Source organism: Sphingomonas koreensis, from assembly GCF_002797435.1.
GTDB lineage: Bacteria > Pseudomonadota > Alphaproteobacteria > Sphingomonadales > Sphingomonadaceae > Sphingomonas > Sphingomonas koreensis.
The window spans coordinates 928,508-947,888 of record NZ_PGEN01000001.1; the positions used below are offsets into that span (position 1 = coordinate 928,508).

Annotated in this window: 27 protein-coding genes; 15 read left to right on the forward strand and 12 right to left on the reverse strand. The window is 65.6% G+C overall.

Annotation, left to right across the window (positions count from 1 at the left end; translation table 11 throughout):
- Positions 1-13: 13 nt before the first annotated feature.
- From BDW16_RS04380 to BDW16_RS21770, 6 genes are all read left to right on the forward strand, one after another.
- Positions 14-346: an ArsR/SmtB family transcription factor gene (locus BDW16_RS04380; protein ID WP_066577774.1), complete on the forward strand. Its 333-nt coding sequence runs from the start codon at positions 14-16 to the stop codon at positions 344-346.
- Positions 343-813 carry an SRPBCC family protein gene (locus BDW16_RS04385; protein WP_066577771.1) on the forward strand — a complete coding sequence of 157 codons (471 nt, stop codon included), beginning with the start codon at positions 343-345 and terminating at the stop codon, positions 811-813. The genes BDW16_RS04380 and BDW16_RS04385 overlap by 4 nt, the downstream gene beginning before the upstream one ends.
- Before the next feature lie 350 nt (positions 814-1,163).
- Entirely contained in the window at positions 1,164-1,370 is a 207-nt protein-coding gene (locus tag BDW16_RS04390) for a cold-shock protein (protein WP_066577768.1), read from the forward strand.
- Between the two features lie 64 nt (positions 1,371-1,434).
- The gene (locus BDW16_RS04395) at positions 1,435-1,653 is read left to right on the forward strand and encodes a hypothetical protein (protein ID WP_066577766.1); all 219 of its coding nucleotides are present in this window, start codon (positions 1,435-1,437) and stop codon (positions 1,651-1,653) included.
- A gap of 19 nt (positions 1,654-1,672) precedes the next feature.
- Entirely contained in the window at positions 1,673-2,011 is a 339-nt protein-coding gene (locus tag BDW16_RS04400) for a DUF6481 family protein (protein ID WP_066577764.1), read from the forward strand.
- Between the two features lie 52 nt (positions 2,012-2,063).
- The gene (locus BDW16_RS21770; RefSeq protein WP_255265769.1) at positions 2,064-2,192 is read left to right on the forward strand and encodes a hypothetical protein; all 129 of its coding nucleotides are present in this window, start codon (positions 2,064-2,066) and stop codon (positions 2,190-2,192) included.
- 27 nt (positions 2,193-2,219) lie between these two features.
- Here BDW16_RS21770 and guaB read toward each other — a convergent pair whose 3' ends face one another.
- The 4 genes from guaB to BDW16_RS04420 form a co-directional block, all read right to left on the reverse strand.
- Entirely contained in the window at positions 2,220-3,677 is a 1,458-nt protein-coding gene (guaB, locus tag BDW16_RS04405; RefSeq protein ID WP_066577762.1) for an IMP dehydrogenase, read from the reverse strand.
- Between the two features lie 82 nt (positions 3,678-3,759).
- Positions 3,760-4,164, reverse strand: a complete 405-nt coding sequence (locus BDW16_RS04410) for a hypothetical protein (protein WP_066577760.1) — start codon at positions 4,162-4,164, stop codon at positions 3,760-3,762.
- Between the two features lie 60 nt (positions 4,165-4,224).
- Positions 4,225-4,608 carry a ribosomal maturation YjgA family protein gene (locus tag BDW16_RS04415; protein WP_083954287.1) on the reverse strand — a complete coding sequence of 128 codons (384 nt, stop codon included), beginning with the start codon at positions 4,606-4,608 and terminating at the stop codon, positions 4,225-4,227.
- Positions 4,605-5,423, reverse strand: a complete 819-nt coding sequence (locus BDW16_RS04420; protein ID WP_066577756.1) for an HpcH/HpaI aldolase/citrate lyase family protein — start codon at positions 5,421-5,423, stop codon at positions 4,605-4,607. The genes BDW16_RS04415 and BDW16_RS04420 overlap by 4 nt, the downstream gene beginning before the upstream one ends.
- Positions 5,424-5,484: 61 nt before the next feature.
- Between BDW16_RS04420 and BDW16_RS04425 the strand changes: the two genes are divergently transcribed.
- The 8 genes from BDW16_RS04425 (at position 5,485) to BDW16_RS21450 (ending at position 12,840) form a co-directional block, all read left to right on the forward strand.
- Positions 5,485-6,474 carry an SPFH domain-containing protein gene (locus BDW16_RS04425; RefSeq protein WP_066577753.1) on the forward strand — a complete coding sequence of 330 codons (990 nt, stop codon included), beginning with the start codon at positions 5,485-5,487 and terminating at the stop codon, positions 6,472-6,474.
- Positions 6,471-6,926 (forward strand): NfeD family protein, encoded by a 456-nt coding sequence (locus BDW16_RS04430; RefSeq protein ID WP_066577751.1) that lies wholly within the window; start codon positions 6,471-6,473, stop codon positions 6,924-6,926. Before BDW16_RS04425 ends, BDW16_RS04430 begins: the two co-directional genes overlap by 4 nt.
- A complete protein-coding gene (locus BDW16_RS04435) occupies positions 6,923-7,540 on the forward strand; it encodes a hypothetical protein (RefSeq protein ID WP_066577748.1) in 618 nt (205 codons plus the stop codon). The genes BDW16_RS04430 and BDW16_RS04435 overlap by 4 nt, the downstream gene beginning before the upstream one ends.
- Positions 7,541-7,658: 118 nt before the next feature.
- Positions 7,659-8,720, forward strand: coding sequence for a class I SAM-dependent methyltransferase (locus BDW16_RS04440; protein ID WP_066577739.1), 1,062 nt, complete (start codon positions 7,659-7,661; stop codon positions 8,718-8,720).
- Positions 8,721-8,926: 206 nt separating this feature from the next.
- The gene (catB, locus tag BDW16_RS04445) at positions 8,927-9,559 is read left to right on the forward strand and encodes a type B chloramphenicol O-acetyltransferase (RefSeq protein WP_066577901.1); all 633 of its coding nucleotides are present in this window, start codon (positions 8,927-8,929) and stop codon (positions 9,557-9,559) included.
- An 83-nt stretch (positions 9,560-9,642) separates the two neighbouring features.
- Positions 9,643-11,463, forward strand: coding sequence for a DUF885 domain-containing protein (locus BDW16_RS04450; protein WP_066577737.1), 1,821 nt, complete (start codon positions 9,643-9,645; stop codon positions 11,461-11,463).
- Between the two features lie 153 nt (positions 11,464-11,616).
- Positions 11,617-12,645 carry a DUF5694 domain-containing protein gene (locus BDW16_RS04455; RefSeq protein ID WP_241230454.1) on the forward strand — a complete coding sequence of 343 codons (1,029 nt, stop codon included), beginning with the start codon at positions 11,617-11,619 and terminating at the stop codon, positions 12,643-12,645.
- Positions 12,646-12,663: 18 nt separating this feature from the next.
- Entirely contained in the window at positions 12,664-12,840 is a 177-nt protein-coding gene (locus BDW16_RS21450) for a hypothetical protein (RefSeq protein WP_198585763.1), read from the forward strand.
- A 140-nt stretch (positions 12,841-12,980) separates the two neighbouring features.
- Here the strand turns inward: BDW16_RS21450 and BDW16_RS04465 are convergent, their stop codons facing one another.
- The 6 genes from BDW16_RS04465 to BDW16_RS04490 form a co-directional block, all read right to left on the reverse strand.
- Positions 12,981-13,616 (reverse strand): DUF998 domain-containing protein, encoded by a 636-nt coding sequence (locus BDW16_RS04465; protein ID WP_083954286.1) that lies wholly within the window; start codon positions 13,614-13,616, stop codon positions 12,981-12,983.
- A 21-nt stretch (positions 13,617-13,637) separates the two neighbouring features.
- Complete coding sequence (locus tag BDW16_RS04470) at positions 13,638-14,126, reverse strand: SRPBCC family protein (protein WP_066577731.1); 489 nt, start codon at positions 14,124-14,126, stop codon at positions 13,638-13,640.
- Positions 14,123-14,494: an ArsR/SmtB family transcription factor gene (locus BDW16_RS04475; RefSeq protein WP_066577729.1), complete on the reverse strand. Its 372-nt coding sequence runs from the start codon at positions 14,492-14,494 to the stop codon at positions 14,123-14,125. The genes BDW16_RS04470 and BDW16_RS04475 overlap by 4 nt, the downstream gene beginning before the upstream one ends.
- A gap of 121 nt (positions 14,495-14,615) precedes the next feature.
- The gene (chrA, locus tag BDW16_RS04480) at positions 14,616-15,974 is read right to left on the reverse strand and encodes a chromate efflux transporter (protein ID WP_066577726.1); all 1,359 of its coding nucleotides are present in this window, start codon (positions 15,972-15,974) and stop codon (positions 14,616-14,618) included.
- A complete protein-coding gene (locus BDW16_RS21910; protein ID WP_066577723.1) occupies positions 15,971-16,174 on the reverse strand; it encodes a hypothetical protein in 204 nt (67 codons plus the stop codon). The genes chrA and BDW16_RS21910 overlap by 4 nt, the downstream gene beginning before the upstream one ends.
- Before the next feature lie 123 nt (positions 16,175-16,297).
- Positions 16,298-16,654: a hypothetical protein gene (locus BDW16_RS04490; protein ID WP_066577721.1), complete on the reverse strand. Its 357-nt coding sequence runs from the start codon at positions 16,652-16,654 to the stop codon at positions 16,298-16,300.
- Between the two features lie 191 nt (positions 16,655-16,845).
- Between BDW16_RS04490 and BDW16_RS04495 the strand changes: the two genes are divergently transcribed.
- Positions 16,846-17,235, forward strand: coding sequence for a DUF3597 domain-containing protein (locus BDW16_RS04495; RefSeq protein WP_066577718.1), 390 nt, complete (start codon positions 16,846-16,848; stop codon positions 17,233-17,235).
- 6 nt (positions 17,236-17,241) lie between these two features.
- Here BDW16_RS04495 and BDW16_RS04500 read toward each other — a convergent pair whose 3' ends face one another.
- Positions 17,242-17,685: a hypothetical protein gene (locus tag BDW16_RS04500; RefSeq protein ID WP_066577715.1), complete on the reverse strand. Its 444-nt coding sequence runs from the start codon at positions 17,683-17,685 to the stop codon at positions 17,242-17,244.
- A 43-nt stretch (positions 17,686-17,728) separates the two neighbouring features.
- Positions 17,729-19,351 carry a phosphoenolpyruvate carboxykinase gene (locus tag BDW16_RS04505; protein ID WP_066577712.1) on the reverse strand — a complete coding sequence of 541 codons (1,623 nt, stop codon included), beginning with the start codon at positions 19,349-19,351 and terminating at the stop codon, positions 17,729-17,731.
- Between the last annotated feature and the right edge of the window lie 30 nt (positions 19,352-19,381).

Sequence of the window (19,381 nt, forward strand, 5' to 3'; positions counted from 1 at the left end):
GTTAGTTAAGTGCATGCTTAAGCATCAGGACGTCGATACCCTGCTTCGCGCGTTGGCCGAACCGACCCGTCGGTCGATCATCGAGCGATTGAGCAACGCCCCGGCTGCGGTCGGGGAGTTGGCCAAGCCCTATGACATGTCGCTCGCGGCGGTCATGCAGCATCTGCAGGTGCTGGAGGCGGCGGGGATCATCGCAAGTGAAAAGGTCGGGCGTTCCCGCATCTGCCGGCTGGAGCCGGAAGGGATGGACGCGCTCGCCCTGTGGATCGAAGCCAGGCGTCATCCGTCCGAGCGCAAGCTGGACCGGCTGGCCGCCTTCCTCAACGAAACCGGAGACAAGCCATGACCGATACCACTGCCACCAAGCCCGCCGTGCACAGCACCTTCCGCATCGAGCGCTTCTACAATGCCAGCCCGGACCGCGTGTTCGGCGCCTTTTCCAACCCCGACTCCAAGCGCCGCTGGCTGATCGAGGGCGAAGGATGGGAGATCTTCGAATACACACCGTCTTTCGAGATCGGCGGCCATGAGCGCTCGCGCTTCGCCTATCAGGGCGGGCCGGAGATCCTCAATGAGACCATCTATCAGGACATCGTCCCTGGCGAGCGGCTGGTCTATTGTTACCGCATGGCGATGGCAGGCGCGCCGATGTCCGCGTCGCTGACCACGATCGAGCTGGTCGAGAAGGACGGCGGAACGCTGCTCATCCAGACCGAGCAGGGCACCTATCTCGACGGCCATGACGACGGCACGATGCGCGAACAGGGCTGCCGCGAGCTGCTCGAGGCGCTTGCCAAGGAGGTCGAGGGCTGAAGCCCTGGAGGGGCGCGGCGATGGCCGCGCCCCTCTTTCATCGATACCTCAACAACCAGTTCCACATCGTTACATGATCAAATAATCTCAAACAGCATGCTTCTAGTGTGAAATAAATCAATTACGATTCGGGTTTTGATATCTGACAAAATAGATCAGGGCTCCGTCGATATACGTCGCATGAATCCGGGTTTCTATTTCTGATTATTTCATGCTATACGATCTGCGCTGACGTCGCTTGCGACGGATATTGGGCCGCCTAGGCTCCTCCCTTTGTCCATTTCTAGCCTCGCCGAAGCCGGGATGCACCGCCATCGGCGCATGCCCGCCCTGGGACAAAGGAACCCAATATGATCACCGGAACCGTGAAATTCTTCAATCCTGACAAAGGCTTCGGCTTCATCGCGCCCGAAGGCGGGGGTGGCGATGCCTTCGTCCACATCTCCGCGGTTGAGCGCGCCGGGATGCGGACGCTGGATAAGGACCAGCGCGTCACCTACGAGCTCGAGACCGACAACCGCGGCAAGACTTCGGCCGTCAATCTCCAGTCCGCCTGATCCGAACCGGCTGAGGGGCGCTCGCACGGGAGCCCCTCGCCTCTCCCTTGCTAACGGAGATCCAATGTCCAGAGCACTCAATATCAATGCCACCAAAGACGAAGTCATCGCCGCTTGCGCCAAGCACAAGGTGCCGATCAGCGCGATCGAAACCCTGCTGTCGGGCGGCACGCGCGTCGTCATGAACAATGCCGATGATACGGCACGCATCGCCAAAGCCTATGGGTCTAAGGTGATGACTGGGAAGGCGACCCGCGTTCCGACCCGAATGAGCCGGCAATAGGGTGGCGGGAGAACCGCGCATGGCAGCTTATCGGGAACCCGGCTTTGAGGAGCGCGCGGCGCTTGCCGCACGCGCCAAAAGTGCCGCGCTGGCGCGTCTGCGGGCAAGGCCGCCCATCGACGAAGCCGAGCGGGCGGCTCGCGCTGTCCGAGCGCTTAAGCGCGAGACTGCTGCGGAGGAGAAGCGTGCTGCAAAGCGCATGACTCGCGAAGCGGCTGCCGCACTCAAACGCATCGCCACGGCCGAAATATCCGCTGTGGAGGATACGCAGGCCAACGCGACCGGGACCACCGAAGCCGATCGCAAGGCGGCCCGCGACGCCCGCTATGCTGCACGCAAGGGCAGGAAGTCGAAATAGGCCGGGTGACACCCCGACAGCCGAACCAACAATCGCCGAGAGGAGCCGAACAATGGCCAAAAGTCAGAAAAGATCGAACCGGGAAGTGCGCAAACCCAAGGCGACCAAGGAGCCGAAGCCCAACGCGTCGAACCCATCCCAAAAGGGCAAGCCGGTCGAGATGACGACGCTGAAAACCTGACCGGCGGGCGCTTCGGCTGCCCGGCCCCTAGCGCGTCGGGTAGTTGGGCGCCTCGCGCGTGATCGTCACGTCATGGACATGGCTCTCGCGCAGGCCTGCGCCGGTGATGCGGACGAAACGGCCCTTCTTCTGCAGGTCGGGGATCGTCGCCGCGCCGGTATAGCCCATCGCGGCCTTGATGCCGCCGACGAGCTGGTGGATCACGTCCTTTGCCGGGCCCTTGAACGCTACCTGTCCCTCGATCCCTTCAGGAACGAGCTTGAGCTGGTCCTTGATGTCGCCCTGGAAATAGCGGTCGGCCGAGCCGCGGCCCATCGCGCCGACGCTGCCCATGCCGCGATACGATTTGTAGGCGCGGCCCTGATACAGGAAGGTCTCGCCCGGCGCTTCCTCGGTCCCCGCGAGCAGCGAGCCGACCATGCAGGTCGATGCGCCCGCCGCCAGCGCCTTGGCAAGGTCGCCCGAGGTGCGAAGTCCGCCATCGGCGATCACCGGCACGCCCGACTTGGCGGCCTCGTTGGCGCTGTCCATCACCGCGGTGAGCTGCGGCACGCCGACCCCCGCGACGACGCGGGTGGTGCAGATCGATCCGGGGCCGATGCCGACCTTCACCCCGTCCGCGCCCGCGCCGATCAGCGCCTTGGTCGCCTCGCCCGTCGCGACGTTGCCGGCGACGACCTGGACGCGGTTGGAGAGCTTCTTCACCCGCTCGACCGCGCGCGCAACGTCCTTGTTGTGGCCGTGCGCGGTGTCGATCACGATCAGGTCGACTTCGGCATCGACCAGCGCCTCGGTGCGCTCGAAGCCCTTGTCGCCGACCGTCGTCGCGGCGGCGACGCACAGGCGGCCTGCACTGTCCTTGGTCGCGTCGGGATAGGTGACCGCCTTCTCGATATCCTTGACCGTGATCAGCCCGACGCAACGATAGGCATCGTCGACCACCAGCAATTTCTCGATCCGGCGGGCGTGGAGCAGGCGGCGCGCCTCTTCCTGTCCGACCCCGATCGAAACGGTGGCGAGATTCTCGTGCGTCATCAGCTCGCTGACCGGCTGCTTGGGATTCTCGGCGAAGCGCACGTCGCGATTGGTGAGGATGCCGACCAGCTTGCCCGACGCTTCGGTGATTGGAATACCGCTGATTTTGTGCCGTGCCATCAATGCCTGCGCCTCGGCCAGCGTTCCGGTGGGGGTCATGGTGATCGGATTGACGACCATCCCGCTCTCGAATCGCTTGACGATCCGCACCGCCTCGACCTGCTCCTCGATCGACAGGTTGCGGTGGAGCACGCCCATCCCGCCGAGCTGCGCCATGACGATCGCCATATCGGCCTCGGTGACCGTGTCCATCGCCGAGGAGAGGATCGGGATATTGAGCTTGATGTCGCGCGTCACATGGGTGCGGGTGTCCGCCATGCTCGGCAACACTTCGGATTCGCCCGGATAGAGAAGGACGTCGTCGAAGGTGAGACCGAGGGGGATATCCATATGTGCGCCAATGTCCTGAGTCGGAAGTTGGCGGCCCATGTAACCGTGGATACCGCTATGCGCTAGGGGGTGGAGTCGATCGTCAGGCAGCCGCCCGCTCAAGGAGAGGGTAGAGGGTGCGCTGTTCCTGCAGAATACGGTCGCGCATCATCTTCTGTACCACCACCGATGCCGCGCGATATCCGTCCCAGTCCGCGAGCGCCTGATCGATCGACCAGCGGCTGATATGGCTGGAAGACGCCGCGACATGCTCTGCATTCTGCTCGCGCAGCGCACGCACGTTGGGCCGTTCGCTGGAGAGTGCGCTGATCATCAGCAGATCGCACGCCGCATCCACGATCTTGCGTCGCTCAGCACTCGCCTTGCTCAGCTTCCAGCGTGTATCCGCGAGCTTCGCCCTGTCCGGCATCGCATCCCGGGTCAGCCTCTCCAGCTCGTTAAGGCAGGAGAGCAAAGCATCATGCGCGCGCTTGAGCTCCCAAAGCACCCTCGCCTCCTTCCACGCGCCGCGACGGGACGATGGCCTGTGCGGCGTCTATGTCTTCAATCATTCGATCGCCGAAACGTTCCGTGTCGCCATGCGCTCCGCACCGACCGCAATCACGGCGCCGATCGCATAGGCAAACAGATCCCTGACGTCGAAACCGGTGCCGAGTACGACTCGCAGCCATGGGTGATGGGCGAGGCCGAGGATGTGCAGGATGCCGATCAGCTGGCCCAATTCGATGGCCACCGCGACCGAAAGCGCGACCGCCGCCGCCGTCCACGGCCCCGCTGCAGACACTGCGCGGATCGCCATGAACACGAGGATCACGGCCAACACGTCGCCCAGATAGGGCCGGACGAAGGCATCGTTCACGAACAACGCGATCAGCACCTCCACCGCAAGCAGCACCAGTGCGGCAATGGCGTGGCCAGTCCGGAAGGTCACCCCGCCCGCGCCAGCAGCAGCTTCGCCTGTTCGACGTGCATGTCCTCGATCATCCGGTCCTTGTACCGCTCGGCGCCACCGCCCGCCGCGGCGATCAACGCGCGGGCATCGTCCAGCTCGGCCGGCGACGGATCGAACGCGGCGCGGACGATGTCGATCTGGTTCGGATGGATCAGGCTCTTGCCGTCAAAGCCCAGCAGCCGGCCCTCCGCCGCCTCGGCGGCAAGACCATCGCCATCGTCGAGCCTGTTGAACACACCATCGAGCACCCAGATTTCAGCCGCGCGTGCCGCCAGCACGATCAACTGAAGCGAAAGCTGCATCTGCGTACGTCCCGCGGCAGGGGGCAGCCTGAGCGAGGCGGCAAGGTCATTGGTGCCGGCGATCAGCCCCGCCATCTCAACCCCCGAACCGGTCGCGCCGGCGATCGCCCCGGCATGCATCACCCCCGCCGCGGTCTCGATCATCGCCAGCACCGGGCGTTCGGAATGGAACGCAGCCCGGACGATCGTCTCCGCCTTCTCGACCTTGGGCACGATCACATGCGTCGCGGCGGATTTCCTGACCGCCTCCAGATCCTCAATCCAATGCGCACTGTCCTCGGCGTTGACGCGGATGCCGAACAGCCGGTCGCCGAACCCCTCCGCCGACTGTGCAGCCTCCCGGGCCGCATCCTTGTCCCCGGCCTTAACCGCGTCCTCCAGATCGAGGATGATCATATCGGCGGCGAGCGTCCGCGCCTTCTCGATCGCGCGCGGGTTCGACGCGGGCAGGAACAGCGCGGTGCGCGGAGCGATGTAATGGACTGTGCTCATCGCTGCTCTATGCTAGCATCCGCCGGACAATGCGAGGTCCGGCGATTTCTGGGGGAGTGACATGGAACTGACGGTTGGCGCCTTCTTCGTCGGCATGCTGCTGGTACTGCTCTACCTCTTCTCCAGCATCAAGATCGTCCGGCAAGGCTATGAATATACGATCGAGCATTTCGGTCGTTTCACCGCCGTGGCGAAGCCCGGATTCAATCTCTACCCCGCCTTCTTCTACCGGGTCGGCCGCCGGGTGAACATGATGGAGCAGGTGATCGACATTCCGGGTCAGGAGATCATCACCAAGGACAATGCCATGATCTCGACCGATGGCGTGGTGTTCTTCCAGGTGCTGGACGCGGCCAAGGCGGCCTATGAGGTGTCGGACCTCTATGTCGCGCTGCTCCAGCTGACCACGACCAACCTGCGCACGGTGATGGGCTCGATGGACCTCGACGAGACGCTGTCGAAGCGCGACGAGATCAACGCGCGGCTGCTGTCGGTAGTCGATCACGCGACCACGCCCTGGGGCGTCAAGATCACCCGCGTCGAGATCAAGGACATCCGCCCGCCTGCCGACATCGTCAACGCAATGGGCCGCCAGATGAAGGCCGAGCGCGAGAAGCGCGCCAACATCCTCGAGGCCGAAGGCTCGCGCGCGTCGGAGATCCTGCGCGCCGAGGGCCAGAAGCAGGCCCGCATCCTCGAGGCCGAGGGTCGCAAGGAATCGGCCTTCCGCGACGCCGAGGCCCGCGAACGCGCGGCGGAAGCCGAGGCCAAGGCGACCGAGCTGGTGTCGCAGGCGGTCGAGTCCGGCTCCGCCGCGTCGCTCAACTACTTCATCGCGCAGAAATATGTCGAAGCGGTCGGCAAGTTCGCCACCTCGCCCAACGCCAAGACGATCCTGTTCCCGGTCGAGGCAACGCAGCTGATCGGCACGCTGGGCGGGATCGGCGAGCTGGCGAGGGACGCGCTCGGCAAGATCGATGCCCCCGCCGTGCCGCCGGCTGCTCCGGCCCGTACGCGCCAGTCGCCCTTCGTGCAGAAGGAGGGTGAATGAACTGGAGCGAACAGGGCGGCTTCATCTGGCTGATCCTCGCCGCGGTGCTGGCGATCGCCGAACTGATGCTGCCGGGCGTCTACCTGACCTTCATTGCGATGGGTGCGGCGGTTACCGGCGTGCTGGCGCTGATCTTCCCCGAACTGGGGCCGGTGGGGCAATTGGTGAGCTTCGCCGCCTGGTCGACGGTGTTCGTGCTGGTCGGCAAGCGCTGGTATGGCGCAAACCCGGTGCCGAGCAGCGATCCCGATCTCAACAATCGCGCTGCACGCATGATCGGCCAGACGGTGACGGTGGTAGAGGCGATCGAGGGCGGCACCGGCCGGGTGCGCGTCGGCGACGGCGAATGGCCGGCGGAGGGTCCTGACCTTGCGGCCGGCGCCAAGGCGCGGATCGCGAGCGTGCGCGGCGGCGTCGTGGTGGTCGAGGCGGTGAAGGCGATCGAGGGATGATGCTCCCATCGCTGCTGTGGATGGCGATAGCCTCGATGGCGCCCGCACCGGATACCCTCCCGGCGGCACGCTATTTCCCGGCCGAGCTTTCCAATCCGGCTTGCGCAAACAGCAAGCCGGAGCCGGTCAGCGATTTTCGCAAGGCATGGTATTCGAAACACCTGCGCAACGCAGGCGAACCGTCAATGTCTGCACGTATCGAGGGGATTGAACGTACACGCCGTTCGGCGCTGCGCTTCACCTGGCTACGCAGCTTCCACAAGCCCGTAATCGTCAGGATCGAGGAATGGGGCTCGGCACGCCCCCGGCTCCTCGCTGTCGAGATGGCCGGCCGCGGCGGCTATGGCGGTGGTGAGGCTATCCGGCGGATCGACCGGAAGCTGTCCCTTGCCGAGGGCAAGGTGTTGCGCCAGCTCTGGACCCGGGCAGACCCGTTCACACACCAATCGCCGCCTTGCGGTCGCATGATGGACGGCGCGCGATGGATCATCGAGACCGCCGGTCCCGGCGGATATCGCTTCATCGACCGGCAAAGCCCCGATAACGGCCCGGTGCGCGAAGTCGGGCTGGCGTTGCTTGGGCTGACCGGATGGGAATTCGGCGACATCTACTGACCCGGATCAGTTCCCCGCCGCCTGACCGATGCGCGTCGCCGCGATGCGCGAACCATGCTATGGTCGATCGCTGACGGGAGAGTCGAAAGGTCGCGTCCTCATTTGATGGAGGCACAGCATGACTGCATCGATCGACGAAGCAAAACACCACGCGTTCATTGGCAAGATGCTCGGCGATCTGGGCGGCGCCATGTCCGTCCCGACCGTGCGCATCGGCCTGCGGCTGGGGTTGTTCGAGGCACTGACTCAGGGAGCCGCCACCGCGGTCGAGCTTGCGGTTCGTGCAGGCGGGCTGCACGAGCGCTATGTCCGCGAATGGGCGCTGGCGCAGGCTGCCAACGGCTATATCGGTTTCGACCCGGCGCCCCAGCGCTTCGACATCTCGCCCGAGCAGGCGATGGTCTTCGTCAATCCGGACAGCCCGGTCTATCTCGCCGGCGCGTTCGAGCTGATCGCCGCGATGATCGAGGCGGAGCCGAAGGTCGAGGCGTGCTTCCGCCACGGCACCGGCGTACGCTGGGGCGATCATGCCGGCTGCCTGTTCTGCGCGACCGGCGCCTTCTTCCGCCCGGGCTATGTCAACAATATCGTCCAGGCGTGGATCCCCGCGCTGAATGGCGTCGAGGCCAAGCTGCGGAGCGGCGCGAAGGTCGCGGACGTGGGCTGCGGTGTCGGCTTCTCCACCTTGCTGATGGCGGAGGCGTATACGGAGAGCGAGTTCACCGGCTACGATTTCCACGCCCCGTCGATCGAGGAAGCGCGCCGTCACGCGCAGGCGCATGGTCTGAGCGATCGGGTGCGCTTCGAGGTCGCCACGGCAAAGGACATACCGGACAGCGGCTTCGATCTCGTGACCATGTATGATTGCCTGCACGACATGGGCGATCCGCGCGGGTGCGCGGCGCATATGCGCGGCATCCTTGCGCCCGGCGGCACCTGGATGATCGTCGAGCCGATCGCCGGGGACAGTCCCGAGCAGAATTTCAACCCGGTCGGGCGGCTCTACTACAACGCATCGACGATGATCTGCGTCCCGACCTCGCTCGATCAGGAAGTCGGCGAGGGGCTGGGTGCGCAGGCGGGCGAAGCCAGGCTTGCTCAGATCGTCCGCGACGCGGGGTTCGGAGAGGTCCGGCGAGCGACCGAAGGGCCGTTCAACATGGTGCTCGAAGCCGCCTGAGCGGCAGGCCGGACGCCCCCGCGCGCTTGCCCGCTCCCGCCGGACGCGGCATAGCGCACGGCAAGATGAAGCTCGCTGACCGAACCATCTGAAGCGTTCCCGCGCCGACGCGTGAGGAACCCTGAAGCCGGACGACCGCGCCCGGCTTGCCGCGTCATATCCATTCGGCGCCTGCGGATGCCGGCGTCGATTTCAGCGAGTTTCCCATGAGCAACTATTTCGAGAGCCCGTTCAAGGGCATTCCCCTCGACCGTCAGGTCACCCACCTCAATATCCGGGTCGGGCGCTACAGCTATTATTCGGGCTATTATCACGGCCACAGCTTCGACGATTGCGCCCGCTTCCTGTTGCCCGACCCCGACGCCGACAAGCTGATTGTCGGCAACTTCTGCTCGATCGGCTCCGGCGCGGCCTTCATCATGGCGGGCAATCAGGGACACCGGAACGAATGGGGCAGCACCTTCCCGTTCCATTTCTACCCCGATGCGCCCGAGTTCGCGGAGGCCGCCAACGGCTATCTGCCCGCGGGCGATACGGTGATCGGGCACGATGTGTGGATCGGGTCGGAGGCGATCGTCATGCCCGGCGTGCGTATCGGCCATGGCGCCGTGATCGGCACGCGTGCGCTGGTGACCCGCGACGTTGAACCCTATGCGATCGTCGGCGGCAATCCGGCACGTGAGCTGCGCAAGCGGTTCGACGAGCGGCGGATTGCCCTGCTGCTCGAAATGGCGTGGTGGGACTGGCCAGATGGCAGGCTGCGTGCCGCAATCCCGCTGCTGACGAGCGGCGAGATCGAGGCGTTGCACAGCTTCTGGCTGAGCTGTCACGAGACCTGACGTTGGTCGAAGGGGACCTTTCGCGGCCAGCGAGAGGTCCCTAAGGTAACCGCCGAAACTTCCTCCCGTTTCCCGGAGACCCCATGCGCACCACCCGTCGCCAGTTCCTCGCCACCACCGCCACGCTAGCGGCGATGCCCGCCCTTCCCGCCTTTGCCCGCGGTCAGACCGCGGCACCCGGCGATGCGGCGGCGGAGGCGCTGCTGGCCGCGGCGGCCGAACAGCTGCTGCAGAACGGACCGGAAGGCGCCACCAGCCTTGGCATCGACAAGGGCGAGCGCGCGCATCTGCGCTCCAAGCTCGAGGATCGCAGCATCGCGGGCAAGGCGCGGGTTGCCGAAGGGCTGCGCAAGCGCGTCGCGGAGCTCAAGGCGCTCGACGCCAAGGCGCTCAGCCCGGTGATGCGCACCAACGTCGATTCCGTCCGCACCTCGTTCGAGATCGCGCTCGACGGCATGGCCTTCCCCTATGGCGACGTCGCGGTCGGCGGCTGGCGCAATTCGCCCTATGTCGTCGTGCAGAATGTCGGCGGCTATCTCGACATCCCGCGCTTCCTCGACACCGAGCACAAGGTCGATAACGCGACCGACGCGGCGAGCTGGCTCACGCGGTTCGATCAGTATGCTGCGCTGCTCGACGGCGAGACCGAACGGCTCAAAATCGCCTATGACAAGGGCGTGGTCGCGCCCGACTTCCTGCTCGACAAGTGCCTGCGCCAGATCGCGCTGACCCGCGGCACCGATGCCGGCAAATGGGAGCTGGTGACCAGCTTCGCGACCAAGCGCGCCGTTACCGGCGATCAGGCGACCGCAGCGGCGAAGATTGCGGCGGGCAAGATCGCGCCCGCGCTTGACCGCCAGATCCAGGAACTGAAGCGCCATCGCGCCAGGGCGACGTCGGACGCGGGCGTGTGGAAGTTCCCGGACGGCGAGGCTTATTACGCCTGGGCACTGCGTGCGGGCACCACGACGACGATGACGCCGGACGAGGTCCACCGCACCGGCCAGGAGGAGCTGAAGGCGCTTCAGGCCGAGATGGACGTGATCCTGAAAAAGCAGGGCTTCACCAAGGGCACGGTCGGCGAACGCATGACCGCGCTGGGCAAGGACCCGCGCTTCCTGTTCCCCGACAACGACGCGGGCCGCGCCGAGATCCTGAAGTTCATGACCGACCGGATCATGGACATGCGCAGCCGGATGCCGCGCGCCTTCCACACGCTTGTCCCCGGCAATGTCGAGGTGAAGCGACTGCCGCTGGCCGAGGAGCCGGGCGCGCCGGGCGCCTATGGTGGCGCCGGATCGATCGACGGCACCGTGCCGGGCAAGGTGTGGCTCAACCTGCGGACCACCGCGCTCCATTCGCGCTTCAGCCTGCCCACCCTCGCCTATCATGAGGGCATTCCGGGGCATGTCTGGCAGGGCGAATATACCTTCAAGCTGCCGCTGGTGCGCTCGCTGCTGTCGTTCAACGCCTATACCGAAGGCTGGGCGCTCTACGCCGAGCAACTCGGCGCGGAGCTGGGCGCGTACGACGAAGATCCGATCGGCCGGCTCGGCTACCTCCAGTCCCTCGCCTTCCGCGCCTGTCGCCTGGTCGTGGACACCGGCCTTCATGCCAAGCGCTGGACGCGCAGCCAGGCGATCGAATGGTTCGCCACCGCCAACGGCTCCTCGGTCGAGGAAGTGTCGGGTGAGGTCGACCGCTATTGCAGCTGGCCGGGCCAGGCCTGCGGCTACAAGCTCGGCCATACCGAGATCAACACGCTGCGCGCCAAGGCAAAGACCGCACTCGGCCCGCGCTACGACTTCAAGGCGTTCAACGACGCCGTGGTGCTGGGCGGCAGCGTCCCGCTGACGGTGCTGGAAAGCGTCATCGATCGCCATATCGCGGCCCGCAAGGCCTGACCCGCCCCTGATCTCACTTGCGCGGTGTATTGACGAAGCAACACAGCTAAATTAGCCGTTCTTTCTGCTCGGGGGAGAATGGATCGCGTGCGGTATCGGAAGACAATTGCGGCGCTGAGTCTCCTTCTTGGCGTTTCCGCAAGCGGGGCGGCCATGGCGCGGGAGGAATACCGTCCGTCATTCCATCCCGATCGGCTGAAGGGCCCGCCCGCCGGCAAGCCGAACGAGGTGCTGACGCTCGGGTCTCCCCATCTTTCCGAGTTTGGCGAGACTTTCCGCCCGGAGATGCTTGCGCCGCTCATCGAACGCCTCGCGGGATGGCGTCCGGCAATCATCGCGATCGAACGGGTATCGGGGCTCCAATGCGACGCGTTGCGCCGCTATCCCAGCCGCTACGCGTCGACCCTCAAAAGCTATTGTCCGGACCCGATCGCCGCAGCCAAGGCTACCGGGCTCGACGTCCCAGCCGCCAATGCCGAGGCCGAGCGCCTGCTGGCGGCGTGGCCCGCGAGTCCTTCCCCTTCTCAGCGACGGCATCTGGCGGCGGTCTTCCTCGCCGCCGGTGAAACGCCTTCGGCCCTGGTGCAATGGCTTCGCCTGCCCGCAGGCGAACAGCGCGAAGGCGACGGGCTGAGCGCCGATCTGGTCGCGCTGCTGAACAGGCAGAAGGAGCGGCGCAACGAGATCAACCTGATCGCCGCACCGCTTGCCGCACGCCTCGGCCACGAACGCCTGTGGAGTGTCGATGATCATTCCGCCGATCGTCCCGATCCTGCCGACCCGAAAGCCTATGGCGAGGCGCTCCAGCGCGCCTGGGACAATCCCGCCACAAAGGCCCGGCTTGCGGAGGACAAGGCGTTGCGGGCCGGCCTGGCGCAGCCCGACGGGATCCTGAAGATGTACCGCGTGTACAATGCGCCGCAGGCCCCTCTCCTTGCCTACCAGTCCGATTTCGGAGCAGCGCTCAGCGAGCCGTCAGGGCAAGCCTTCGGGCGAAGCTATGTCGGCTATTGGGAAACCCGGAACCTGCGCATGGTCGCCAATATCCGTGACGTGCTGGGGCAGCATACCGGATCGCGCCTGCTCGCGATTGTCGGTGCCTCGCACAAGGGATATTACGAAGCCTATCTCAATCAGATGCACGACGTGAAGTTGACCGATGCGAACAGCTTGCTTCGATAACTGCGTGGGCCGCTGCGCATGATCCTGCGGCGCTGGCGCGGCGTGATCCGCACCGCCGAGCGGGAGGCGTATCGCGCCTATATCGCCGGCACAGGCGGAAGCGACTACACGTCCACACTAGGCAATCTCGGCTGGCAGATGCTGTTCCGCGATCTGGGCGATGGCACCAGCGAGGTGGTGACGATGAGCTGGTGACGGTCGCTCGACGATATCCGCGCCTTTGCCGGCGCGGATATCGCAGTTGCACGCTACTATCCCGAAGACGATCGCTTCCTGCTCGAACGCCCGCGCGAGGTTGAGCATAGCGAGGTGGCCGACGGCAGCCTGTTCAGCGGCTAACCCACCTTGGCAAGGTGCAGCGCGGTCGCGCCGACCCACAGCCAACCCAACATCCCGCCCCAGTAGAAGGCGATCCCCGGCGGGATCACGCTCGCCATGCCGATCCCGATGATCGCAGGCAGTGCGAGCCCGACGACAAGCGATCCCACGCCGGGTACCAGCTGCTCGGTCAGCAGGAAATGCGTGCCGAGCGCGAAGCAGGCGAGGACCAGCCCGGCATAGGCGAGCATGAACGCAACGCTGTGCAGCACCGTAGCGCGCGCCGTCATATCCGGCTGCTGGTCGAGCGGCGTGCCGGCGGGAAAGCCGAGACCCGCCGGCGCGTCGTAGATACCCGCCATCACCAGCCCCACACCATGGGCACCGATCAGCAGCAGCATGGCATAGCCCGCCCAGCCGCCTCCCAGCGCCCTGAACATTCCGGCCGCGCAGGCAAAGGTGAGGAGGCCCGAGACGATAAACACCGCCTTCATCTTCCACCCGCCCTCGCCCAGGCTCAGCATGCTGATCGCATGCCGCCCGATGTCAAAGGCGGGGCGGCGGAAGATCTCGATCGTCGGGACGATGAAGAACAGCAGCCCCGCTGCCACGCCCGCGAACAGGAGCCACCGCCCCATATCGGTATCCGTCATGACTTGCCCCCTCCCCGTGGCTTAGTTGAGCGACGCCTTGATGTGCGCGACCATCTGATCGACCACCGTGCCCCAGCCATCGTGGAAGCCCATCTGCTCATGCGTCTGGCGCGTCTCCTCGCTGCCGTGGATCGCCATCGCGGTGTAGCGGGTGCCGCCCTTGCCGTTCGGCTCAAGATAGAGGCCCGCGGTGAAAAACGGCTTCGGCGACGGGCGGAAGCCGGGCAGCAGCGTGTCGGTAAAGATCAGCCGCTGCATCGGGACGATATCGAGATAGCAGCCGATATTGGGGAACTCCTCCCCCTCGGGCGAACGCATCACCGAGCGGAACACGCCGCCCGGACGCAGATCGACCTCGCATTCGGTGATCACCCAGGGCTTGGGGACGAACCACTGCCTGATGCTCTCGGGGTCGGTCCAGGCTTCCCAGACGAGCTCGACAGGCACGTCGATATCGCGTTCCAGCACCAGGTCGAGCTTGGGGTCGGGTTTCACGAGCGGGGAAGTCATTCGGGTCTCTCCTTCTTCTTTGCGAGCAGATAGGCGTCGAGCCGGTCGAGCCGGCCCTCCCACAAGGTCCGTTGACGGCGCAGCCAATCGTCGACGACCAGCAATTGTTCGGGCACCAGCTCATAGGTCCGCACCCGCCCGGCCTTTTGTGACCGCACCAGCCCGGCGCCCTCGAGCATCTTCAGATGCTCGACGAACGACGGGAGCGCCATGCGATAGGGTGCGGCGAGATCGCTGACCGATGCCGGCCCGGCGTTGAGCCGTTCGAGAACGTCACGCCGTTTGGGATCGGCGAGCGCGCGAAACACGCCGTCGATCGCCGCCGGTGGCGGTGCACCTGCATTGCCCTGCCCCAGTGCCGGGAACATCAACCTACTCCATCCTTGCGAGGTGGCGCAGATAGCGCAGGACAATAGTTAGGACAATCCCTTAGTATTCGAACCGCGAAGAAGGGCGCGCCGTCACCGGCGCGACCCCCTCCGCCGCTACTCAGGCAAGCCCGGCAATACGCAGCGCGATTCCGATCGCGGCGGCCGCCGCGAGTATGGTGAAGGTGCCCAGCCTGAATCGGAACACCGCAACGATTGCGACGGCCGTGAGCGCAGCCGTCCACGGATCGATGCTCGTCATTACCGGCATGTCGAACCGGATCGGTCCCGCCTCCACCGGCACGACCTGGCGGAACACGGCATGGATCGCGAACCACAGCACAAGGTTGAGCACCACCCCCACCACCGCCGCAGTGATCGCCGAAAGCGCCCCAGCGAGTGCCGCATTTCCGCGCATCCGCTCGATGAACGGCGCGCCGAGGAAGATCCACAGGAAGCAGGGCGCGAAGGTTACCCAGGTCGCGATCAGTCCGCCAAGCGTCCCCGCCCAGAGTGGCGCGAGCAGGCCCGGATCGCGATAGGCACCAAGGAAGCCGACGAACTGCAGCACCATGATCAGCGGCCCCGGCGTCGTCTCCGCCATACCGAGCCCGTCGAGCATTTCCGAGGGGCGGAGCCAGCCATAATGCTCGACCGCCTGCTGCGCGACATAGGCGAGCACCGCATAGGCGCCACCGAATGTCACCAACGCCATCTTGGCGAAGAAGATCGCGATCTGGCTGAATACATGATCGGGGCCGAGCGCGATCAGCAGTGCGGCGATCGGGAGCAGCCAGAGCGCGAGCCACAGGCTCACGTCGAAGACGACGCCCTGCCAGCGCGGCCGGGCGTGATCGGGCAGCCCCTCTCCCAGCAGCGTCTCCGCATCGGCGACGCCGTCGCCGGCTCCGCCATGCCCGCCCCCCTTGAACGCGCCGCTGCCCGCACGCCCTGCCAGCCAGCCGATCAGGGCAGCGCCGAGCACGATGAGCGGAAACGGCACAGCGAGGAAGAAGATCAGCACGAACGCCGCCCCGGCCAGCAGCTTTGCTTCAGCTGTCCGCAGCGCCCGCCCCCCGATCCGGATCACCGCCTGCAGCACGATCGCAAGCACCGCCGCCTTCAATCCCAGGAACAGCCCCGCGATCAGCCCGGTGTTGCCATAGAGGACATAGATCCAGCTCAGCGCCATGATCGCCAGCGCCCCGGGCAGGATGAACAATGACCCGGCGATGAGCCCACCGATCCGCTTGTGAAGCAGCCAGCCGATATAGGTGGCGAGCTGCTGCGCCTCGGGGCCGGGCAGCAGCATGCAGAAATTGAGCGCGTGGATAAACCTCTGCTCGCCGATCCAGCGCTTCTCGTCCACCAGGATGCGATGCATCACCGCGATCTGGCCCGCAGGACCGCCGAACGAGAGCGCGGCGATCCGCGCCCACACCTTCGCCGCCTCGCCCAGCGACACCGGTGCGGGCCTCATGCCCTCACCCCGCGCGGCTGGTGCGAGGTCCAGTCGTGCTTCTCCTCCCGCGCATCGCGTGCCCAGCGATAGAGTGCGTCATAGACCGCCATCCCCGCCTCGAGCTGGCGGTGATCTTCGCCCGCGATGACGAGTGGACAGGCAGCCCCCCCGATAAGCCGGGCGAGCGTCGAAACGGAAATCAGATCAGGTGCAGGCATGGTGCGTCCTTCGAACGTTGCGGACGCGACACTTCGGCTGACGCCTCATGGGGGGATCGCCGCCCCATTGCCATGCAGAAGACCGCGCCGCCCGCCCGCTGTCAAGCGGACGGCGCGATCCCCTTATTTCTTGCCGAAGAAGCCGGAGGCGATACCGGTCAGATCATTGAGCGGATTGCCATCGCCGTCCTTGTCGAGCGCGCCGAGGATTCCGCCTGCCCCGCCCTGCTGAAGCAGGCTCGCAAACTGGCCAAGCGAGCCCTCCCCGCCGATATGACCGATGATCTCCTGAAGCTTGTCCACCGGCAGGCCGGTCGCGGCTGCCGCACCCTCGGCGGTATCGCCTTCCATCGTATGGTATTTGGCCAGCGCCTGGATCGCCGATTCGGCATGTTCGGGCGACAGTCCGACCTTGGCCGCCAGGTTAGTCACGGTGGCGTCTCCGCCGATCTGGCCCAGAATCCCGTCGAGAATGCTCATTTGCCGATCCTCATTGCTACGCTTGGGGAGAGGCAAAGCTAGCACGGCCGATCGGCCTGAGCGAGACGGCGCTGTGACGCCGGCGGCACTTTTTACCGTGTCGTGCGTCATTGCGTTGTCGCCGAAAATCGCCAGCATGGCGGTGGGGCGATCCGCCGCACGACTCCCCGCGGCCACTCCAGGAGGCATCCATGGGTATTTTCTCATCGATCAAGAATGCGATCTTCGGCAAAGCGAAAGCGGCGCCTGCGCCCGAAGCCGCGCCACAGCCCGAGGCGGTCGCCGCGCAGCCTGCCCCGCAGCCCGCGCCCGAGCAGCCACAGGAGGTGGATATCGAAGCGGTGCTGGTCGAGCTGGACGCTTCGGACGGCCGCGGCCTCAACTGGCGCACCTCGATCGTCGATCTGATGAAGCTGGTCGGGCTCGAGTCGAGCCTCGCCGAGCGCAAGGAGCTGGCGCAGGAGCTGGGCTATACCGGCGAACTCGACGGCAGCGCCGAGATGAACATCTGGCTGCACAAGCGCGTGATGCAGGAGCTGGCCGCGAACGGCGGCAAGGTGCCGGCGTCGATGCTCGACTGACCCCGGTCAGGGGAGCGGGGCGCGGTCCGGCTTCACGAACCCGCGCCGCGCTTCGACCGAAAACAGTCGTTCACGGCTGTAGAAGCGCAGCGGCCAGTCGCGGCGGCCTGCCTCGCTGGCCAGCAGCGCGTTGACGTCCGCCGTCAGGTCGCCGCTTCCCCGCTCGCGCAGGAACCGCCGCACCCCGGCGACATAAGCGCGCGTGATCGTGTCGTGATACCCGTTGTGATCGTCGTTCACCCCGCCCACGCTCTCGTTGAAGCGCGAGATGACGTCGGCGATCTGCGCGTCCACATCGATATCGGGGCGCCGCGCGAGCAGATAGAGGCATGCGGCAAGATGCGCTTCGTGCGTCCACTCCGCCTTTGCCAGCGTGCAGGCGAGCAGCCCCTCGCCGAGATAGGCGATGGCGGCGTCGTCAGCGAAGAAATGGATGGAATGGTCGGTCATCGATCGGCTTTCACTTGGGAAACCCGATCGATGACCGGGCAGTTCAGGCGGGTTCGTTCGCCTTGCGGCTTTGGGGCGCCGCTCGCCGTACCCCCTCGTCGACATGCTCCGCAAACTGCGCGAAGTTGGCGACGAATTCGTCGACCAGCTTGCCCGCGGTCGCATCATACTCGGCCTTGTTCTCCCAGGCCGCCCGCGGATCGAGCATGTTCGGGTCGATATCCCCGGCCGCGACCGGCACCATGAAGCCGAAATTGGGATCCTGCCGGAACTCGGCGTCCTTCAGGCTGCCGTCGAGCGCGGCGTTGAGCAACGCACGCGTCACCTTGATCGGCATGCGCTTGATCCCCGGCATCGTCGCCTTGCCGCCGCTCCAGCCGGTGTTGACCAGCCAGCAATCGACCCCGCCCTTGGCGATCCGCTCCTTGAGCAGATTGCCATAGACCGACGGGTGACGCGGCATGAAGGGAGCGCCGAAACAGGTCGAGAAGGTCGCGGTCGGCTCGGTCACGCCGATCTCGGTCCCGGCGACACGCGCCGTGTAGCCTGAGAGGAAGTGGAACATCGCCTGATCCGGCGTCAGCTTCGCGATCGGCGGCAGCACGCCATAGGCGTCGGCGGTGAGGAAGATGATGTTCTTGGGCACCGGGCCCAGATTGTCCGCGCTCGTGTTCGGGATGAAGTCGAGCGGGTAGGAGCCGCGGCTGTTCTCCGCCAGGCTGTTGTCGTTGAAGTCGAGTTCGCGCGTCTCGTCGTCCATCACGACATTCTCGAGCACCGTGCCGAAACGCCTGGTGGTCGCGAAAATCTCCGGCTCAGCCTCGGGCGAGAGGTTGATCATCTTGGCGTAGCAGCCGCCCTCGAAATTGAAGACGGCGGTGTCCGACCAGCCATGCTCGTCGTCGCCGATCAGCGTGCGGCTGGCATCGGCCGACAGGGTGGTCTTGCCCGTGCCGCTGAGACCGAAGAACACGGCGGTGTCGCCGTTCGGGCCGATATTGGCCGAACAATGCATCGGCATGATGCCATCGACCGGCAGCAGATAGTTGAGCAGGCCGAACACGCTCTTCTTCATCTCGCCGGCATAGGCAGTGCCGCCGATCAGGATCAGCTTCTCGGTCAGGTTGACCGCAATCACCGTCTCGCTGCGCGTGCCATGCTTCGCAGGGTCGGCGCGGAAGCTCGGCAGGTCGATGATCGTATATTCGGGTTCGAAGCCGGGCAACTCGCTGGCCTCGGGCCGCACCAGCAGCGTGCGGATGAACAGGCTGTGCCAGGCGAATTCGTTGACGACGCGGACCTTGACGCGATGCTCGGGCTGCGAGCCCCCATACAGGTCCTGCGCGAACAGCGTGTCCTTCGTGCCGAGATGCGCGAGGAAATCGGCCTTGAGCGCGGCGAAATGCTCGGGCGTCATGCCGCGGTTGGTGTCACCCCACCAGACATTGGTCTCGGTCTCGGCGTCGCGGACGATGAACTTGTCCTTGGCGCTGCGCCCGGTGTGTTTGCCCGTCGCAACCACCAGCGGGCCATCCTTGGCCAGCCGGCCCTCGCCACGCTGTACGGCATGCTCGACCAGCGGCGCGGTCAGAAGGTTCCAGTGAATGGTCGCGCCAGCCCCGACGCCAAGCGCGTCGAGACCGATTACCGGCTTGCGGTCAGTCAAGGTTCGTCTCCTCATTGCCGCCGCGCGATG

What these genes read in the sequence shown, in the direction of transcription:
- BDW16_RS04380 (WP_066577774.1), top strand. Translation starts at nt 14, where the DNA reads ATGCTTAAGCATCAGGACGTCGATACCCTGCTTCGCGCGTTGGCCGAA.
- BDW16_RS04385 (WP_066577771.1), top strand. Translation starts at nt 343, where the DNA reads ATGACCGATACCACTGCCACCAAGCCCGCCGTGCACAGCACCTTCCGC.
- BDW16_RS04390 (WP_066577768.1), top strand. Translation starts at nt 1,164, where the DNA reads ATGATCACCGGAACCGTGAAATTCTTCAATCCTGACAAAGGCTTCGGC.
- BDW16_RS04395 (WP_066577766.1), top strand. Translation starts at nt 1,435, where the DNA reads ATGTCCAGAGCACTCAATATCAATGCCACCAAAGACGAAGTCATCGCC.
- BDW16_RS04400 (WP_066577764.1), top strand. Translation starts at nt 1,673, where the DNA reads ATGGCAGCTTATCGGGAACCCGGCTTTGAGGAGCGCGCGGCGCTTGCC.
- BDW16_RS21770 (WP_255265769.1), top strand. Translation starts at nt 2,064, where the DNA reads ATGGCCAAAAGTCAGAAAAGATCGAACCGGGAAGTGCGCAAACCCAAG.
- guaB (WP_066577762.1), bottom strand. Translation starts at nt 3,677, where the DNA reads ATGGATATCCCCCTCGGTCTCACCTTCGACGACGTCCTTCTCTATCCG.
- BDW16_RS04420 (WP_066577756.1), bottom strand. Translation starts at nt 5,423, where the DNA reads ATGAGCACAGTCCATTACATCGCTCCGCGCACCGCGCTGTTCCTGCCC.
- BDW16_RS04425 (WP_066577753.1), top strand. Translation starts at nt 5,485, where the DNA reads ATGGAACTGACGGTTGGCGCCTTCTTCGTCGGCATGCTGCTGGTACTG.
- BDW16_RS04430 (WP_066577751.1), top strand. Translation starts at nt 6,471, where the DNA reads ATGAACTGGAGCGAACAGGGCGGCTTCATCTGGCTGATCCTCGCCGCG.
- BDW16_RS04435 (WP_066577748.1), top strand. Translation starts at nt 6,923, where the DNA reads ATGATGCTCCCATCGCTGCTGTGGATGGCGATAGCCTCGATGGCGCCC.
- BDW16_RS04440 (WP_066577739.1), top strand. Translation starts at nt 7,659, where the DNA reads ATGACTGCATCGATCGACGAAGCAAAACACCACGCGTTCATTGGCAAG.
- catB (WP_066577901.1), top strand. Translation starts at nt 8,927, where the DNA reads ATGAGCAACTATTTCGAGAGCCCGTTCAAGGGCATTCCCCTCGACCGT.
- BDW16_RS04450 (WP_066577737.1), top strand. Translation starts at nt 9,643, where the DNA reads ATGCGCACCACCCGTCGCCAGTTCCTCGCCACCACCGCCACGCTAGCG.
- BDW16_RS04455 (WP_241230454.1), top strand. Translation starts at nt 11,617, where the DNA reads ATGGCGCGGGAGGAATACCGTCCGTCATTCCATCCCGATCGGCTGAAG.
- BDW16_RS21450 (WP_198585763.1), top strand. Translation starts at nt 12,664, where the DNA reads ATGATCCTGCGGCGCTGGCGCGGCGTGATCCGCACCGCCGAGCGGGAG.
- BDW16_RS04465 (WP_083954286.1), bottom strand. Translation starts at nt 13,616, where the DNA reads ATGACGGATACCGATATGGGGCGGTGGCTCCTGTTCGCGGGCGTGGCA.
- BDW16_RS04470 (WP_066577731.1), bottom strand. Translation starts at nt 14,126, where the DNA reads ATGACTTCCCCGCTCGTGAAACCCGACCCCAAGCTCGACCTGGTGCTG.
- BDW16_RS04475 (WP_066577729.1), bottom strand. Translation starts at nt 14,494, where the DNA reads ATGTTCCCGGCACTGGGGCAGGGCAATGCAGGTGCACCGCCACCGGCG.
- chrA (WP_066577726.1), bottom strand. Translation starts at nt 15,974, where the DNA reads ATGAGGCCCGCACCGGTGTCGCTGGGCGAGGCGGCGAAGGTGTGGGCG.
- BDW16_RS21910 (WP_066577723.1), bottom strand. Translation starts at nt 16,174, where the DNA reads ATGCCTGCACCTGATCTGATTTCCGTTTCGACGCTCGCCCGGCTTATC.
- BDW16_RS04490 (WP_066577721.1), bottom strand. Translation starts at nt 16,654, where the DNA reads ATGAGCATTCTCGACGGGATTCTGGGCCAGATCGGCGGAGACGCCACC.
- BDW16_RS04495 (WP_066577718.1), top strand. Translation starts at nt 16,846, where the DNA reads ATGGGTATTTTCTCATCGATCAAGAATGCGATCTTCGGCAAAGCGAAA.
- BDW16_RS04500 (WP_066577715.1), bottom strand. Translation starts at nt 17,685, where the DNA reads ATGACCGACCATTCCATCCATTTCTTCGCTGACGACGCCGCCATCGCC.